At 60.5% G+C, this 15,502-nt stretch carries 11 protein-coding genes; 8 read left to right on the top strand and 3 right to left on the bottom strand.

Annotated features, from left to right (window positions below):
* Positions 1 to 557: 557 nt before the first annotated feature.
* The 4 genes from HNQ50_RS00375 to HNQ50_RS00360 are packed head-to-tail and all read left to right on the top strand — an operon-like array spanning position 558 to position 6,694.
* Positions 558 to 4,031, top strand: a complete 3,474-nt coding sequence (locus tag HNQ50_RS00375; protein WP_184096414.1) for a response regulator — start codon at positions 558 to 560, stop codon at positions 4,029 to 4,031.
* Positions 4,004 to 4,852 (top strand): CheR family methyltransferase, encoded by an 849-nt coding sequence (locus HNQ50_RS00370; protein ID WP_308419113.1) that lies wholly within the window; start codon positions 4,004 to 4,006, stop codon positions 4,850 to 4,852. The genes HNQ50_RS00375 and HNQ50_RS00370 overlap by 28 nt, the downstream gene beginning before the upstream one ends.
* Positions 4,853 to 4,854: 2 nt before the next feature.
* A complete protein-coding gene (locus tag HNQ50_RS00365; protein WP_221302924.1) occupies positions 4,855 to 5,448 on the top strand; it encodes a chemotaxis protein CheB in 594 nt (197 codons plus the stop codon).
* 4 nt (positions 5,449 to 5,452) lie between these two features.
* The gene (locus tag HNQ50_RS00360; RefSeq protein WP_221302923.1) at positions 5,453 to 6,694 is read left to right on the top strand and encodes a hybrid sensor histidine kinase/response regulator; all 1,242 of its coding nucleotides are present in this window, start codon (positions 5,453 to 5,455) and stop codon (positions 6,692 to 6,694) included.
* Here the strand turns inward: HNQ50_RS00360 and HNQ50_RS00355 are convergent.
* Together HNQ50_RS00355 and HNQ50_RS00350 are read right to left on the bottom strand one after the other, a co-directional pair.
* Positions 6,660 to 7,340, bottom strand: coding sequence for a copper chaperone (locus tag HNQ50_RS00355; RefSeq protein WP_308419122.1), 681 nt, complete (start codon positions 7,338 to 7,340; stop codon positions 6,660 to 6,662). The two genes, HNQ50_RS00360 and HNQ50_RS00355, sit on opposite strands and share 35 nt — an antisense overlap.
* A 7-nt stretch (positions 7,341 to 7,347) precedes the next feature.
* Entirely contained in the window at positions 7,348 to 8,808 is a 1,461-nt protein-coding gene (locus HNQ50_RS00350; RefSeq protein ID WP_184096408.1) for a tyrosinase family protein, read from the bottom strand.
* 222 nt (positions 8,809 to 9,030) lie between these two features.
* On the opposite strand from HNQ50_RS00350, the gene HNQ50_RS00345 reads away from it, so the two are divergent.
* On the top strand, positions 9,031 to 9,300 hold the full coding sequence (locus HNQ50_RS00345) for a hypothetical protein (RefSeq protein WP_184096406.1): 270 nt from the start codon (positions 9,031 to 9,033) through the stop codon (positions 9,298 to 9,300).
* Between the two features lie 331 nt (positions 9,301 to 9,631).
* Positions 9,632 to 10,096: an Lrp/AsnC family transcriptional regulator gene (locus tag HNQ50_RS00340; protein WP_184096404.1), complete on the top strand. Its 465-nt coding sequence runs from the start codon at positions 9,632 to 9,634 to the stop codon at positions 10,094 to 10,096.
* On the opposite strand, the gene HNQ50_RS00335 is transcribed toward HNQ50_RS00340, so the two are convergent.
* Positions 10,074 to 12,287, bottom strand: a complete 2,214-nt coding sequence (locus tag HNQ50_RS00335) for an alkaline phosphatase family protein (protein WP_184096402.1) — start codon at positions 12,285 to 12,287, stop codon at positions 10,074 to 10,076. The two genes, HNQ50_RS00340 and HNQ50_RS00335, sit on opposite strands and share 23 nt — an antisense overlap.
* 172 nt (positions 12,288 to 12,459) lie before the next feature.
* On the opposite strand from HNQ50_RS00335, the gene HNQ50_RS00330 reads away from it, so the two are divergent.
* Both HNQ50_RS00330 and HNQ50_RS00325 read left to right on the top strand, forming a co-directional pair.
* Positions 12,460 to 13,236 carry a substrate-binding periplasmic protein gene (locus HNQ50_RS00330; RefSeq protein ID WP_184096400.1) on the top strand — a complete coding sequence of 259 codons (777 nt, stop codon included), beginning with the start codon at positions 12,460 to 12,462 and terminating at the stop codon, positions 13,234 to 13,236.
* A 430-nt stretch (positions 13,237 to 13,666) separates the two neighbouring features.
* Positions 13,667 to 15,112, top strand: a complete 1,446-nt coding sequence (locus tag HNQ50_RS00325) for a serine hydrolase domain-containing protein (RefSeq protein WP_184096398.1) — start codon at positions 13,667 to 13,669, stop codon at positions 15,110 to 15,112.
* The last annotated feature ends 390 nt before the right edge of the window (positions 15,113 to 15,502 follow it).

The following is a 15,502-nucleotide window of genomic DNA, read 5'->3' as shown; positions in this document are numbered from 1 at the left end:
TGAGGGCAGCCCGGAGGGCCGCAAGGCTGGGGTCGCCTTTCTTTGGTTACTTTCTTTGGCGAAGCAAAGAAAGTAACGTGGGCCCGGCACCCCGGGTATCAAATGCTTTTAAAAGACCCGCGCCGAAGGCGCTAACACAGATCGCAATGGTGGATTGTCGCTTCGCTCCGAATCCACCCTACAACCGGCATTGCAAAGGCCACCTGCGGCGGCCGGGCTGGATTGCGGCCTTCGCCGGAATGACGAAGTAGTGGCGCGGGTGTACATCCCGATCCTGGTACAGGTCGTAGCTGGATTCCCGCCTCCGCGGGAATGACGAATTAGTGGCCGCGTGGCAAGCAGCCTGTTTCATGCTTGCAAATAGCCCCACCCCGGATTCCCCCTTCGCGCCATCCGGGCAATGGGGCGGTTCTCCAGGGCGCAAATCTCTCCCCCCACCCGTGTAGGACTACAACCGACATCCTTACACGACGACTCATGACATCATCCCGCCTGATTCTTGAAGTATGTGCAACACGCACATCCCCAAACCGGCCACAACGACACCGCAGAATGCCATGACCGATTTATCGCTTCCAGAAAACACCTTCCGCCGCATTCTGGCGCGCAATGTGCTCGCCCCGCTGATCGTCGCGGCGGTGACCAGCGCTATCTACATTGGCCTTGTGCTGTATCTGCAAAACGTCAGCCGCTGGGTAGACCATGCCGATCAGGTCATCAGCAAAACCACAGCCGTGACCAAGTTACTGGTAGATGGTGAAACGGGCCTGCGCGGCTATGTGATCACCGGCAAAGCCAGTTTCCTGGAGCCGTACAATAGCTCCAGCGAGCAGTTTCTGGACACGCTGCATGAAGCCCGCGCCCTGGCGGCCGACAACCCCAGCCAGCAAGCCTTTTTCAGCCGGGCCGAAGAGCGCTACAAAGAGTGGCACAACTATGCCGAGCATGTGATCAAGGCGCGCCAGGATGGCATCCAGAACGCCAGTGATTACATCACCTCTGAATCCGGCAAAACGCAAATGGATCAATTGCGGGGCTTTTTCAGCCAGATCATCCAGACCGAAGAAGCCGCCCGCGCGCAACGTAGTATCGAGGTGGAAAACACCGTTAACTGGTTGCTGGGCCTGACGCTGGCCATTGGCCTGTTTTCTGGTGTGGTACTGGTGCTGAGCGGCCGCCGCCAGTTGCAGCAACTCTCGCAGGCCTATGGCGAAACACTGGCGCAGCAGCGCGAGCACAATCTGCATCTGGAACGGCAAAGCTGGCTGCGCAAGGGCCAGACCGAACTGGCGACGGTCATGTTGGGTGAACAGAACATCCAGACCCTGGCGGCCAATATGCTGGACTTCATGGTGCGCCACCTGGGTGCGGCCGTGGGCGCAGTCTATGTCAGTGCAGACCGCCAGCATTTTGCGCGGGTCAGTCAGTACGCGCTGGAAGCCACGGCGCTGGAAAGCCAGCGTGAATTCCAGTTGCGCGAAGGCATTACCGGCCAGGCCGCAGCAGAAAACCGCATTATCGTGCTGAACGATATTCCGGATGACTACCTGCGCGTGACCTCCGCGCTGGGTAACGGCAAACCACGCGCGGTGCTGGTGATTCCGGCGCGGGGCGATCGCTTTGTCAATCTGGTCATGGAGCTGTCGTTTACCCACACCATGCCCGATCAGGCCGAGGAGTTTGTCAATCTGGTGGCGCACGCCATGGGCACTGCCATTGATAGCGCGCAGTACCGTGAGCAATTGCAGAACGTGCTGAGTGAAACACAACAACTCAATGAAGAACTGCAAGCCCAGCAAGAAGAATTGAAAGTCGCCAATGAAGAACTGGAAGAGCAATCCCGTTCCTTGCGCGAATCCCAGGTGCGGCTGGAAAGCCAGCAAGTCGAGCTGGAGCAGAACAACGATCAACTGGAAGAACAAACACAAACCCTGCAACAGCAGCGGGATGAGCTGGACGCCCGTAACGAGGCGCTGAGCATGGTGCATGTGCAACTGGAAGAACGCGCCGACGAACTCCTGCGTGCCAGCCGTTACAAGAGCGAGTTTCTTGCCAACATGTCGCATGAACTGCGCACACCGCTCAACAGCGCGCTGATTCTGTCCAAACTGCTGGCCGATAACGGTGAGGGCAATCTGTCACCAGAACAGGTGCAGTTTGCCAGCTCCATTTATTCATCCGGCAATGACCTGTTGACGCTGATCAACGATATTCTGGACCTCTCCAAGGTGGAAGCCGGCAAGCTCGATATCTGGCCGGAAGACATTCCCACCAGCCGCTTGCTGGAAGGGCTGGAGCAGATGTTCAAGCCGCTGGCGCAAAGCAAGGGGGTTGAGCTGGAAGTGGTCGCGCGGGCGGATCTGCCGCGCACCATCGTGTCTGACCAGGCCCGTTTGCAGCAGATTTTGAAGAATTTGCTTTCCAATGCCATCAAGTTCACCGAAAAAGGCACGGTGCATATCGTGGCGGGTCTGCACGCGCCGGGTGAAGTGGCATTTGCCGTTTCCGACACCGGCATCGGCATTGCGGAAAACGAACTCCAAACCATTTTTGATGCCTTCCACCAGGCCGACGGCGCCACCAACCGCAAATTTGGCGGTACCGGTCTGGGCCTGACCATTTCGCGCGATCTGGCGGGCTTGCTGGGCGGCACCATCAGTGTGCAAAGCACGCCTGGCACCGGCAGCACCTTTACCTTGATTGTGCCGCTGACCCTGCCGCAAACGCCGGCGGATGACGCACCCGCCTCCGTCAGCGTCGTGCCGGCCTCCCGCCCGGCGTTGCCCGCGCCGGTGGAACCCGCTACACCCGCCCTGCCGGATGACCGCGACCAGTTGCGGCCCAACGCGCGCAAGGTGCTGATCATTGAAGACGATGCCACCTTTGCCCGTATTCTGTACACGCAAGGCAAGGAACTGGGTTTTGATTGTCTGCTGGCCAGCAGTGCGCAAAGCGGCTTTGATCTGGCGCTGGAATTGATGCCAGACGCCGTGATGCTGGACATGAAACTGCCGGATCAATCCGGCATGACGGTGCTGGAGCGGCTGAAAGAAGAACCGCGCACGCGGCATATTCCGGTGCACGTGATTTCCGGTATAGATAGCAGCCACGCCGCCTTGCAGGCCGGGGCGATTGGCTACGCGCTCAAGCCGGCGGATCGGGAAGCACTGCGCAAGGTGTTTGCGCGCATTGAGGCCAAATTGTCGCAAGCCATCAAGCACGTACTGGTGGTGGAAGACGACCCGCTCCAGCGCGAAAGCATGATGAAGCTGATTGCGGATGAAGACGTCAAAATCACCGCTGTGGCGCTGGCTGAAGACGCGCTGCAGCATCTGAAGGACACCAGTTTTGACTGCATGGTGGTCGATCTGACCCTGCCCGACATGGCCGGTTACGACCTGCTGAAACGCATGGCGGCCGATTCCGCCTATGCGTTCCCGCCGGTCATTGTCTATACCGGCCGCGTGCTTAGCCGGGAAGAAGAAGCCGAACTGCGGCGCTATTCGCACTCCATCATCATCAAGGGCGCACGCTCGCCTGAGCGGTTGCTGGATGAAGTCACACTGTTTTTGCACCGCGTGGAAACCACCCTGGCACCAGAACGCCAGCAAATGCTCAAGGTAGCGCGTAGCCGCGAAAAGGCCTTTGAGGGGCGCAAGATCATGGTGGTGGATGATGACGTGCGCAATATCTTTGCGCTCACCAGCGCACTGGAGCCCAAAGGCGCGCAGATTGTCATTGCCCGCAATGGCCGTGATGCGCTGGAAAAACTCGACACCGATCCAGACATTGACCTGGTACTCATGGACATCATGATGCCGGAGATGGATGGCTATACCGCCATGCGCCAGATCCGCACCGATGAACGTTTTGCCCGCCTGCCCATTATTGCCGTCACGGCCAACGCCATGCGGGACGATCAGGAAAAGTGCCTTGCCGCGGGCGCCAATGACTATCTGGCCAAGCCGATTGATCTGGATAAACTGCTGTCGCTGATCCGGGTGTGGATGCCCAAGCTGAGCCGCCTGTGACCTACGCCGCCGCCGACTTCGATATTGAGTTGCGTTTGCTGATCGAGGCCATCTACCTCAAGTACAGCTATGACTTTCGCAACTACTCGCCCGCCTCCATGAAGCGGCGGGTAGCGCACGCTTTGCAGCAGTTCGATTGCCAGACAGTCAGCCAGCTACAGCACCGGGTGATTCATGATGCCGATTGTTTTCCGGCGCTGCTGCAATACCTGACGATTCCGGTGAGCGAGATGTTCCGTGACCCAGGCTACTTCAGCGCGCTGCGGGAACAGGTGCTGCCCATTTTGCATACCTACCCCACCATCAAGGTGTGGATTGCCGGTTGCAGCACGGGCGAGGAAGTCTATTCCATGGCCATCATGCTCAAAGAGGAAGGCCTGCTGGACCGCGCCATCATTTACGCCACGGATATCAACCCGCACAGTCTGCAAAAGGCCGAAGCGGGTATCTACCCGCTGGACAGCATGGCGCTGTTTGAACGCAATTACGATAAAGCCGGTGGCACGCGTTCCTTGTCTGACTATTGCACCTCGGCCTATGGCTCTGTGCTGTTCGACAAATCGCTACGGCGTAACGTGATCTTTGCCGATCACAGCCTGGCGACCGATAGTGTGTTCTCTGAGGTGCAACTGATTTCTTGCCGCAACGTACTCATTTACTTCAACCGCGAACTGCAAAACCGCGCTTTTGAACTGTTTCACCAGTCACTGGTGCATCGTGGTTTTCTGGGGCTGGGCTCCAAGGAAACGGTGCAGTTTTCCGAGTTTGCCGGCGAATTTGAGTCTTTTGCCAAAACTGAACGGGTTTTTCGCAAGGTATGACCATGCGTTTGCAACCCCGTGATACCCGCCATTTGCCACCCACGGTGTTGATCGGGGGCTCTGCCGGCAGCGTGGAAGCGCTGGGACTGATCCTGCCGGCCTTGCCGGCCGACCTGGGCGCGGCGGTGGTGATTGTGGTGCACCTGCCGTCCAGCAGCCCCAGCCTGCTGGTCGATATCTTCGCTCCGCGCATGGCCTTGCCAGTGGCGGAGGTGCATGACAAGGTACAACTCAAAGCCGGGCGGGTGTACTTTGCCCCGCCTGATTATCATGTGCTGGTTGAGCCGGAGGGCCAGTTGACGCTCAATGACGATCCACCCGTGCATTTTTGCCGCCCGGCCATTGATCTCTTGTTTGAATCCGGCGCGGATGCGCTGGGCAAACGCGCGGTGGGCGTGTTACTGACCGGCGCCAACCAGGACGGGGCAGCCGGCATGGCCGCGCTGGTGGCCGCTGGCGCCACCACCATCGTGCAAGACCCGGCGGACGCGCAAGCCCCGTTCATGCCCGCCAGCGCCCTGCGCCAGACGACGGTTGAGCTGATTTTGCCCGCCCGGGAGATCGGACCGGCACTGGCGGCCCATGCTTATGGATAAAGTCATGCAGCCAGCCAAAGCCAAAATTCTGGTGGTCGATGACCTGGCAGAGAACTTGCTCGCGCTCGAAGCGTTGATACGTAGCAACGAGCTGGAAATCCACACCGCGCAATCGGGCTTGCAGGCGCTGGAACTGATTTTGCTGCATGACTTTGCGCTGGCGCTGATCGATGTGCAGATGCCAGGCATGAACGGGTTTGAACTGGCCGAGTTCATGCGCGGTACGGAAAAATCCAAACACGTGCCCATTGTGTTTGTCACCGCCGGCAACAAGGAACACTTTGTGTTCAAGGGCTACGAAAGCGGCGCGGTGGATTTTCTGCACAAGCCGCTGGACGCCCACGCGGTGCGCAGCAAGATCAATATTTTTGTCGAACTGCACCAGCAGCGCCTCGCCATGCGTTGCCAGTTGCAGGAACTCCAGGCCAGCCGCGCCGCGCAGGAAAAACTGCTGCTGCAGTTGCAAAAAACCCAGGGCGAACTGCAACAGGCTATCCGCGTGCGCGATGACTTTATGGCGATTGCCTCGCATGAACTCAAAACGCCGCTGGCCACGCTCAAACTGCAGAACCAGTTGCGCCAGCGCCATCTGGATCGGGATAACCTGGACGCCTTTACGCCCGACAAACTCAGAAAGATGACGGATACCGATTCACGGCTGGTGGAAACCATCATCCGGCTGATCGACGACATGCTGGATGTGTCCCGCATCCGTGTGGGCAAGCTGACCTATGCCACCACCGAGTTCGACCTGTCTGAACTGACCCATGAAATCGTCGAGCGCTTTGCCGATCAGCTCACGCAATCCAATCACGGCTATACGCTGGACATTGCCGACTGCGTTGTGGGGCTGTGGGATCGCTACCGGCTGGATCAAGTGATTACCAACCTGATCACCAATGCGATCCGTTATGGCAGTGGCAAACCGGTCACCATCAAACTCACGCAGAAGGATAATCAGGTCCAGTTGTCGGTACGTGATCAGGGCATGGGCATTGCGCCAGAAGACAAGACCCGGATTTTCCAGGTGTTTGAACGCGCCTCCAGCACCAGTGGTTCTGGCGGGCTGGGCTTGGGGTTGTTTATCGTGGCGCAGATTGTAGAAGCGCATAACGGCCGCATCCGGCTGGACAGCGTGCCAGGTGAAGGTTCGACCTTTACTGTGGAATTACCCCTGACCGAAGGCGTAGCCGGCGCCAACCCGGTGGTCCTCACCCCAGCGCAGCACACCCCAGCAACGCGGTAAACAACGCCGCCCGGCGTCCGGCAAAACGCGGCAGATACAGTTCTGCCGCCAGCAGCGCGCTGGCCGCCGGCATCAAGCCGCGTGCCGGCGGCGCCAGGCTGAGTGCCAGCATCAACGGGCCGCAGGTCAGCAGACAATCGACGCCCTGTCTGATGCCAAAGCGCAGGCAATCACTCTGTGCGCGCCAGCCACCCGGTGCCAGCGGCTGGGTCCGGTGGCAACGCAGCAGCACCCGCTTTCGCGCGGGCAGCCCTTGCCACAGCACCGCCCCGGCAAACAAGGCCACGAGTGCCGCAGTGGGTAGCGCAATCACGCCCTGCCAGGCCCAGAGCGGTAAGCCTGCCAGCAACCACGGCAGCAGCCAGCCCAGCACAAAAACACTCATGGCGCGCCCGCGTCGCTGCCGCAAGCTGCGAAATGCCACATGTCGCAATGCGGGCAACCAGCGCGGCGACATCATCGCCAGCAGCATCAACAACCCGCCCAGCACACGCGGCAACACGGGGCCAGACTGGACGCCGTTTGCAGTACACAGCGCCAGCAAGGGCATGGTCTGGCCAGCCTGCACCAGCAGCAGCGACCAGGCCGCCACGCACACAGCCAGCGCGACCCATTCCGGGTGCCACACCAGCCATTGCCGTAGCACGGTCAACTCAGTCTCCGTAATACAGACTGATACGGCCCACTTGCAGATCAGGTGCTTTTTGCCCGGCCCGCAATGGCGCAAAGGTGACGCGCAGATTGTGGGCATCCCACGTCCCCGCCGCTTTCAGGTGCTCCACCACATGGGTGACATCCAGCACATAGGTCAGGCCACTGCCCTGATGCAGCAGGTCACTGCCAGATGCGGCCTGCACGCCAAACATGGGCAATGTCCCGGCAAAACCGGGGTCTGATTGCGCCGGCGGGTTGGCTGCGTCCGCCACGTTCAGGTAAACGCCATACCCGCCGGGCCGACCACTACCGGTAATGTTTTCCAGGTTGAGATACACCCGCGCCACCGGCGCAGAGGTCAGCGCCGCGCCGCGCACACTGGCCGCCCCCGCCTGCAAGGGCACCTGCGCTGTGGTGGGAGCGTTGGCCAGCGCATGCGCGGCGGATGTCCCGCCCGCCAGTTCTGCCGGCTGCTGCACCACCGCGCCCATGGGGCCGCCCACCGCGGCATGAATGCTCACTGGCGCCCCCGTAGCCAGCGGGTCTGACGTGTCTTCATACTGATATCCCAAAAGCGTGTTGGTGGTGTCGAGCATCTGGGCTGGGGTGTAGGTCTGGACCTGGCCACTGGCATCGTGAAACTGGAATTTGGCGTTACTGGCGGACAACCAGGTGGTATCGGCCGGATTTTTGTGGCTGGAGAGCCGGTTAAGCCACACCTGCCACAACCGGTCGATATTGGCGTGGTGCAGCCAGAAAATCGGGTCCAGCGCGGCGGTTTCAAAGGCGCTCATCAACCCGCTATCGCCACCTACCGCCACATGCACGTCGCCATGCGGCGTTTTTTCCAGCGCGCCGGTGGGGCCATTGCCGTGGTTAAACCCGGTTTTGGGGCCGCCAAACCCGGGGTGACCGCCATCGGCAATACCGGTAAAGAGGGCGTCTGCCAGGCAGCGAATATCCACTTCTGCTGGCGTCATGCCGATATCGCCGTTGTCATTGGGCGCGCGGGCGCTGACATTGAGCGCATTGGCGCTGCCATCGGGCAGCGTGGGCAGAAAGAAGGCGGCCGGCAAACGGCGCGCGCCAGGATTGCTGGTGTCGCTGTAGTTCCAGTACGGCAAAGACCAGCCGGCCGGGCCACCCAGTTTGACCACCGTCGCGGCCACCATCGCCTCAAAACACATCAGATACATGCGATGCCAGGGCAGGAAAAACCAGGATGAATGCTGGCACTGACTCCAGAAGGTGCGCTGGTCGGCGGCGCTGGGCAGCGTGTCGCTGTCGCTGGCAAACGGGTCTTGATCCCGCTGGTAACCGTGAATGGCGGCCTGATAGCGCCAACTGGTGGGATCGTTAAAAGGCCGCGTCTGCATCTCTGCCACGGCTTTGGCGTACCACAGCAAGGTTGGGTCCCACTGCGGCAATTTGTTCACATCCTGACGAACACGAGTGACCATGCTGGTGCCTCCAGAACTGTCTCCCTGACGGTTCACCCCCAACTGCATGCCACGCTCATCGCCGTGGTTCTGCATGGGTTCTGGCTCAGCCCTGGCGTACTGTCAACCCGACATGCCATGCGATCTGGACAAAGGGCAGCGTTGTGCCAGATTAAGAGATCAACCTCATATTTCTGCTGGTGGGCGGTCCGCCAGTACCCGTTCCTTTTTCAGGAGTTTGCCATGAGTATCACGCCCCTCTCCCCGCCCATTGAAACCGGCGAAACCGGCGGTCTGCACACGCATCTGGACAACCTGGAAAGCGCGCTGGATTACGCCCTCGCCAAAAAAGAAAGCCCCCGCACACCCAACCCGGAAACCTGGCAGGTGACGTTTGATGCGGTCTCCCGCGCGGTGGATAGCAAAGACGCCGGAGACATTGCAGCAGCTCATGCGCAGTTGACCAAGGCCGTGGGGGAGACCTTGCGGGCAACCGGGAAATTGCCGTATTGAGTGTACCTGGCCGGCGCAAGCAGCCCGCTGGGCCGCAGGCTGGATTCCTGCCAGCGGGCCGCGGTGATGTACCCGCATTGCCACTCCGGATGCCCGGCCCGCTGGGCCTTCATCCGGGCTGCGGTGTTACTTTGCGGTCAGGCCAGCATCGTAGCCCGGATGGAGCAAGGCGCAATCCGGGGTGACGATGCGGGCAAGCATGATGCTGATGTAGGGTTTTGCGGATCGGGCATCGCTATTGCATGCATTGCCACCCCGGATTCCCGGCCCGCTGGGCCTTCATCCGGGCTACGGTGTTACTTTGCGGCCAGGCCAGAACCAAGGACAAGGTATGGATACGCTGGATCAATACGACCGGCACATTCTGGCGCTAGTACAACAGGATGGCCGGATTTCCCTCTCGCACCTGGCCGAGCGGATCGGCCTGAGCGAGACCCCCTGTGTGCGCCGGCTCAAGCGGCTGGAAACCGAAGGGTATATCCACAGCTATCACGCCGTGCTGTCACGCAAGGCGCTGGCGTTGGGTGTGCTGGCGTTTGCGCTGGTGCATTTTGGCGAGCACGACCGCACGCTTTACGACCGGTTTGAAGTGGAAATCCAGGGTATAGCGCGCATTGTGGCGTGCCATAGCGTGGCCGGCAGCGCGGATTATCTGCTGCAGATTGTCGCCAAAGACATGGATGACTATGGCCAGTTTGTCCACGACGTGCTGCGTGTGTTGCCCGGGGTGGCGGCCGTGGAGTCCATGCTGGCCATGGGCGAGGTCAAGCCCTTTAGCGGCCTGCCCCTGCTGTAACGCCAGGCTTTCCGGCTTTTCTGCGTTTAGCCGGCGGCGGCGCGGAGGTTTGCGGCGCTTTGCTTGCCAGCCATACCTCCACAGCGCGGATGCGCTCATCCACGCTTTGTGGCGGCGTGACCGGTGCAGCCGCCGCGCCCATGACCGGGCCCGGATGCATGATGGCTTCCGCCGCTTTCAACAGCGCCTCACGTGCATCATCCCACGGGGTGGCGGCTGCCGCGGGGAGCGTGACCGGCGAGGCGGCGACGGTGATGTTGTCCGTGCGCGGCGTGGTCAGCGAGATCAGCCCGGCAAAGTTGCCGCACACTTTGCTGTCCGCCACGGCCGGATTCATGCGATTACCCAGATACGGCATGCGCCACTTGTCGCACAAATAACGCAAGATGCTGCTGTGGTCATACACCGTGTGATCCACGCCAGCCGGTATCCATGGCGAGACCAGCAGCGTGGGCACGCGCACGCCCAGCCGGCTGAAATCAAAGCCATGCGTGCTATCCATGAAGGTGTCGGGGGCGACCGTAGCAGGTGGCGGCACGTGATCGTAAAAGCCGCCGTGTTCGTCCCAGGTGATGATCAGCAAGGTGCTGTTCCACAGGTTCTGGTTCTGCCGGATAGCGTTGTAGACCTGCGCGATCAGCACCTCGCCATCGGCCGCGCTGGCGGGCGGGTGCTGGTCGTTTTCCTTGCCATTGCTGTTGTCAAAATAACGCGGTTCGATAAAGGCGTAATCCGGGAACGCGCCTTCCGGCCCGGCACAGGCGCTGACAAAATCGGCCATGCCCGAATACGGGGATGACAGAATCTGCTCCCGCACATGACTCAACAAGGCCGTCTGCGGGAAACCATCGTGGAAAATCTTCCACTTGCGCGGGGGCTGCGCCGCGTTGAGGCGATCGTAAATGGTGTCTTGATCGTAATCCGTCAGCAACGAACTCCAGGTCGCCGGCGAGCCGCCGCTGGGCATCACCACCTGCCCTTTGCAGGTAGCCGAATGCACAAAAAAGCGGTTGGGCCAGGTGGGGCCGGGTAACGAGGAAAACCAGCGGTCGCACACCATGAAGTGGCGTGCCAGCGTGTGCAATACCGGCAGGTCCCCTTCCTTGAAGTAATTCATGATCTCTTGTTGATGTCGCGCCAGCGTGGCGGCATCCAGCTTGCTGCCCAGTGCCGCGCGGTAGCTATCCACAAAATGCCCCATCTGGTCGGCCAGTTGGGTTTGCACATCGGTGTATTCGTGCGGCGGGGCAAAGGTTTGATCCACCCACGGTACGGCGGCGGGGCTCTGGGTAAAGACCTTGCCGGACTGGCTATCCGTATTGCTGCGCGGGTCGCTGGCCTGCACGCCAGTCAGCCCTGGAATACTGGCCGCCAGCGCGCCCAGCATATGATCGAACGAGCGGTTCTCCAGCATCAACACCACCACATGCCGGATGGGATCAGCAGGCGTGGTGCTGGCCCCCGCTTGCACGGTAGTCGCACCCCGCCGCGCAACCCGGCCATTGCCGTGCCCGGTTTTGAGCGCCAGGCGCTGTGCCGCGACGGCATTGTTGGCAAAAAAGGTGTCTGGCGCATTGAGCGCCGGATCAAAAAAGCCGATATAGCCACCGGGCGTGACGCCAAAGGGCGTCAGCGGCGCACTGCAAAAGCTGGTGCGTGCGCCCGGCTCGCTGCTGCTGGCAAAGTAGGCGGGTAAGACAAAGTCAGACACCGTCACACCGTCGATGGCGTAAGTGACGGTCTGCACTGCATCGCACATCTCAAAGTAGTGGTAGACCGTGTTCTGCGGGTTGGCCGGATGCGGCCCCTGCACCAGCAGATTGCACTGCGCATCGCCAATCAGTTCCATGGCCTCGTGCGAGAGTGTGGTGGTCCATTCATCCCCAAGCTGGCGGCATAAATCCAGAAAGATGTATCCAAACGGCACGCCAGCCGCGTTGTGATCGTGATACCCCAGAAAACCCGCGCCCTGTGCGCTGTCCAGTACGTATAGAATGGCGTCCCCGCGCAGTTGCGCCAGTTGGCGCGGGTCTTTGATTTCCGGTCCGCTGGCATCCAGTCGCAGTCGCCCGCCAAAGGCCCAGAACGGCTCGAAGTCTTCTGCAATTTGCCGGTTAATGGCCCGGATCGCCCGCAACATGTCGCGATCGGACAGGGTTCGTGAACCGTTGACCACTGAAATCTGGAACATGTCACTCTCCCGCCGCCGTTGTCTGCCCGCTGTTGTACCCACCCGCACTTTGCATGGTGGTTTAGCACATGCATGGGCAATGACAACTTGTGTCGGGCAGATGGCGTGGGCACGGCGCAAGACGGCTCGGGCACTTTCTATACTGGGACAATATGTATCCTCAGGCTGGAGGATGACTTTGAGTCCAAACGTGAGGCTGGCCCCCCTGGCGCTCTGGCTGCTGACCGGCGCGGCCCATGCGGCCTGCAGCAAGCCCTTTACCATGGCGCTGGAAACCTGGCCGCCCTATGTCTACGCCGATGCGGCCGGCAAACCCGCCGGGCTGGATGTGGAACTGGCGCAAGCCGTATTCCGGGAGGCCGGCTGCACGCTCATCATCACCGGGGAAGTGCCACGCAAGCGGCGGCTGAAAATGTACGAAGATGGCGAGCTGACCCTGCTGCTGGCCGCATCCGACACCCCGGAACGTGAGAAAACCAGCTATTTCACCCTGCCCTACCGGCACGAGATCACCGCGCTCGTCGCACTGACCAGCAAAGCACCGCAATACGCCGATATCCACCACTTTGCCGATCTGGGCAGCCGCAAGGTATTGCTGTTAAGCCCCAACACCGATTGGTACGGTCAGGATTACGCCGACAACCTGCCGGCCATGCGAGCCAGCGCGTCGGTGGCGTTTTTTGAGGACTTCCAGCAAGGTATCCGCATGCTCAAGGCCGGGCATGGCGACATCATGCTGGGCGATCTGGCGGCCCTGTTGTGGGAAGCACGCAAGCAGGATCTTTCCGTCCAGGAACTGCCCATGCCGGTGGTGAGCGATGAGGTGCATTTCATGCTCAGCCGCAGAGCCGCCACCGATACCGACATCGCCACCCTGAATGCGGCGATTTCCCGGCTGGAGAAAAACGGCGTCCTGCCGCAAATCCGCAACCGTTATGGCGTGCGTTAACGCGCTGATCTGCACGGATTAGCTCGCCCCGGCCCTTATCCCTGCCCGCTTCTACCACTGGTCAGTCTGGCTGCCGTTATGGCATGCAGAACCGGCTATCTCATTACGTTCGTCATCGTCATTGTTGACAGTAGACGAAAGCATTCTCTACAACGCAGATTATTCGCTCATGGTCAGCCCGCTGGATCACACCTGCGGTGGGCCATCAGCTTCACTTTCCGGCAAAAACTGACAAAACCAGCGCCGGATTGCACACAAAAAAAGCAATCCAGAAACAAAGCCATTGAATTGATTTGTCTGATGCCCAGATTCCGCGTCATTCCAGCAAGACCTTAAGCGTAATACCGGCCCAATCCGGGCTAACAGGCAAAATGCGCCCGTACCCCGGGTGCTGCTCGCTTGCATGAGACGTTTTTCCCCGAGGTTCACCATGAACAGATTGCTCCAATGCATGGGCTGGTGCGCAGGCCTTTTGCTGGGCGCCAATGCCATCGCCGCCGATGCGACCAGCATCACCTTGCCCGACCCGCAGAACATGTTTTCCTGGACCACACAGCAAAAGGTGGTCGGTTTCAGTCATAGCGCCCAACTTTTCAGTACCGAAACCATGCAGCGCGGCTACTGGGTCTCTCCGCTGTGGCCCGCCCGGCCAGACCAGTTATGGCGGGCCAGCCAGGTGCGTTACCAGTACGGTAGCAACCCCAACGGCACGCCCCACACCGGCAACACGGTGGATGACTACATGAAGCACAGCAAAGCCACAGCACTGCTGGTGCTCAAAGACGGCAATATCGCGCTGGAGCGCTACGCAATGGGCATTACGCCGTGGACGCTCTGGGACAGCAAATCGGCCGGTAAATCCATCACCTCCACCTTGCTGGGTATGGCAATCAAGGATGGGTATATCTCCAGCGTGGATGACCCCATCGACATGTACGTGACGGAACTGCACGGCACGGCGTATCAGGGCGTACCGTTGCGCGCCATGCTGCATATGGCCTCCGGCGTGGCCTGGAACGAGAACTATCTGGACCCGAACTCGGATCTGTCCAGCTTGCTCAAGTGTGTGAATACCTCCAGCACCAACACCCCCATCTGTGCGCTGAACCTGCTGAAAACCCGGCCACATGCCATCGACCCTGCCACCGGGGTCAACGCAGTACCGGGTGCGGTGTTCAACTACAGCACCGGTGAAGCCTTTTTGACCGGGCTAGCCATCCAGCGCGCCACCCGCCTGAGCCTGGCGCAGTACATGCAGCGCAAGCTGTGGCAACCATTGGGTATGGAAGCCAACGGCAACTGGTGGACCTGGAACGGTGTGTCTTTCGGCGCTGGCGGCTTTAACGCCACCCTGCATGACTACGGTCGCTGGGGCCTGTACGTCATGAACAACGGCCGCCTGCCCGATGGCTCCCGCACCCTGCCGGAACACTGGATGCGTGACGCCACCACCTGGACCATGGCCTCCGCCTTGCCCTACTACGCCGACAATGGTCAATACGGTTATATGTGGTGGTTTGCCCCTGCCTACGACGACAACCAGGTCGGTGGCACCAACTTTGCCAGCCCGCTCTATGCCAACATTGGCGCGCCACTGCAAAACACCGACAACCCTGCGGGTGCGGTGCCGGTCCAGGCGCGTGACCCGGTGCAAGGTCAGCCCGCTTCCGTCAGCGACTGGACCTTTGAAGCGCAAGGTGTATTTGGCCAACTGATTGCCATCAACCAGCGCGAACACCTGGTGGTGGTGCAATGGTCCGTCTGGGACAACCCCGACCCCACCTGCTGCGACGCCACCAGCCCCGAATACATTGCCAGCGACCCGTATAACGAACAGGGGACGTTTTTGAATGCGATGTTGATGGCCTTGCATTGAGGACTGGGTCTGGCCGCCAGCGGATGGAAGGCCGGGTGGTACGCCGGCACAAGGCCACCTGCGGCGGCCCCCTGGATTGCAGCCTTCGCCGGAATGACGAAGTGGTGGGGGAGCTAACCATTCTTGCGCACAGAGGGTTTGTGCGGTTGGGGTTGGGGTTGCTTTTGATGTTGATGTTGACTTTCCCCCCTCCGGCAGCGCCGAGCATCGCAGCAAAGTCCGGGGTTTCGGCGTAAGGGTGTTTGAGGCCGAAGGCCGAGTTCCTGCCCCTCGGGGGTACCCCCACAAAGACGATCATCCCATCGGATGGCAGTGGCAGCGGGGCTGCAGCCAGCCGCGCCTTGCGAGAAGCGCAGGGAACCCGAAGGGCGCTGTCGCAGGGGTCGCCTT

This window comes from Silvimonas terrae, assembly GCF_014202765.1.
Taxonomy (GTDB): Bacteria; Pseudomonadota; Gammaproteobacteria; order Burkholderiales; family Chitinibacteraceae; genus Silvimonas; species Silvimonas terrae.
This window is presented reverse-complemented; position numbering and strand designations above follow the sequence as displayed.

Coding starts and splice junctions, on each gene's coding strand:
- HNQ50_RS00375 (WP_184096414.1), top strand. CDS start 558: ATGACCGATTTATCGCTTCCAGAAAACACCTTCCGCCGCATTCTGGCG.
- HNQ50_RS00365 (WP_221302924.1), top strand. CDS start 4,855: ATGCGTTTGCAACCCCGTGATACCCGCCATTTGCCACCCACGGTGTTG.
- HNQ50_RS00360 (WP_221302923.1), top strand. CDS start 5,453: ATGCAGCCAGCCAAAGCCAAAATTCTGGTGGTCGATGACCTGGCAGAG.
- HNQ50_RS00350 (WP_184096408.1), bottom strand. CDS start 8,808: ATGGTCACTCGTGTTCGTCAGGATGTGAACAAATTGCCGCAGTGGGAC.
- HNQ50_RS00345 (WP_184096406.1), top strand. CDS start 9,031: ATGAGTATCACGCCCCTCTCCCCGCCCATTGAAACCGGCGAAACCGGC.
- HNQ50_RS00340 (WP_184096404.1), top strand. CDS start 9,632: ATGGATACGCTGGATCAATACGACCGGCACATTCTGGCGCTAGTACAA.
- HNQ50_RS00335 (WP_184096402.1), bottom strand. CDS start 12,287: ATGTTCCAGATTTCAGTGGTCAACGGTTCACGAACCCTGTCCGATCGC.
- HNQ50_RS00330 (WP_184096400.1), top strand. CDS start 12,460: ATGACTTTGAGTCCAAACGTGAGGCTGGCCCCCCTGGCGCTCTGGCTG.
- HNQ50_RS00325 (WP_184096398.1), top strand. CDS start 13,667: ATGAACAGATTGCTCCAATGCATGGGCTGGTGCGCAGGCCTTTTGCTG.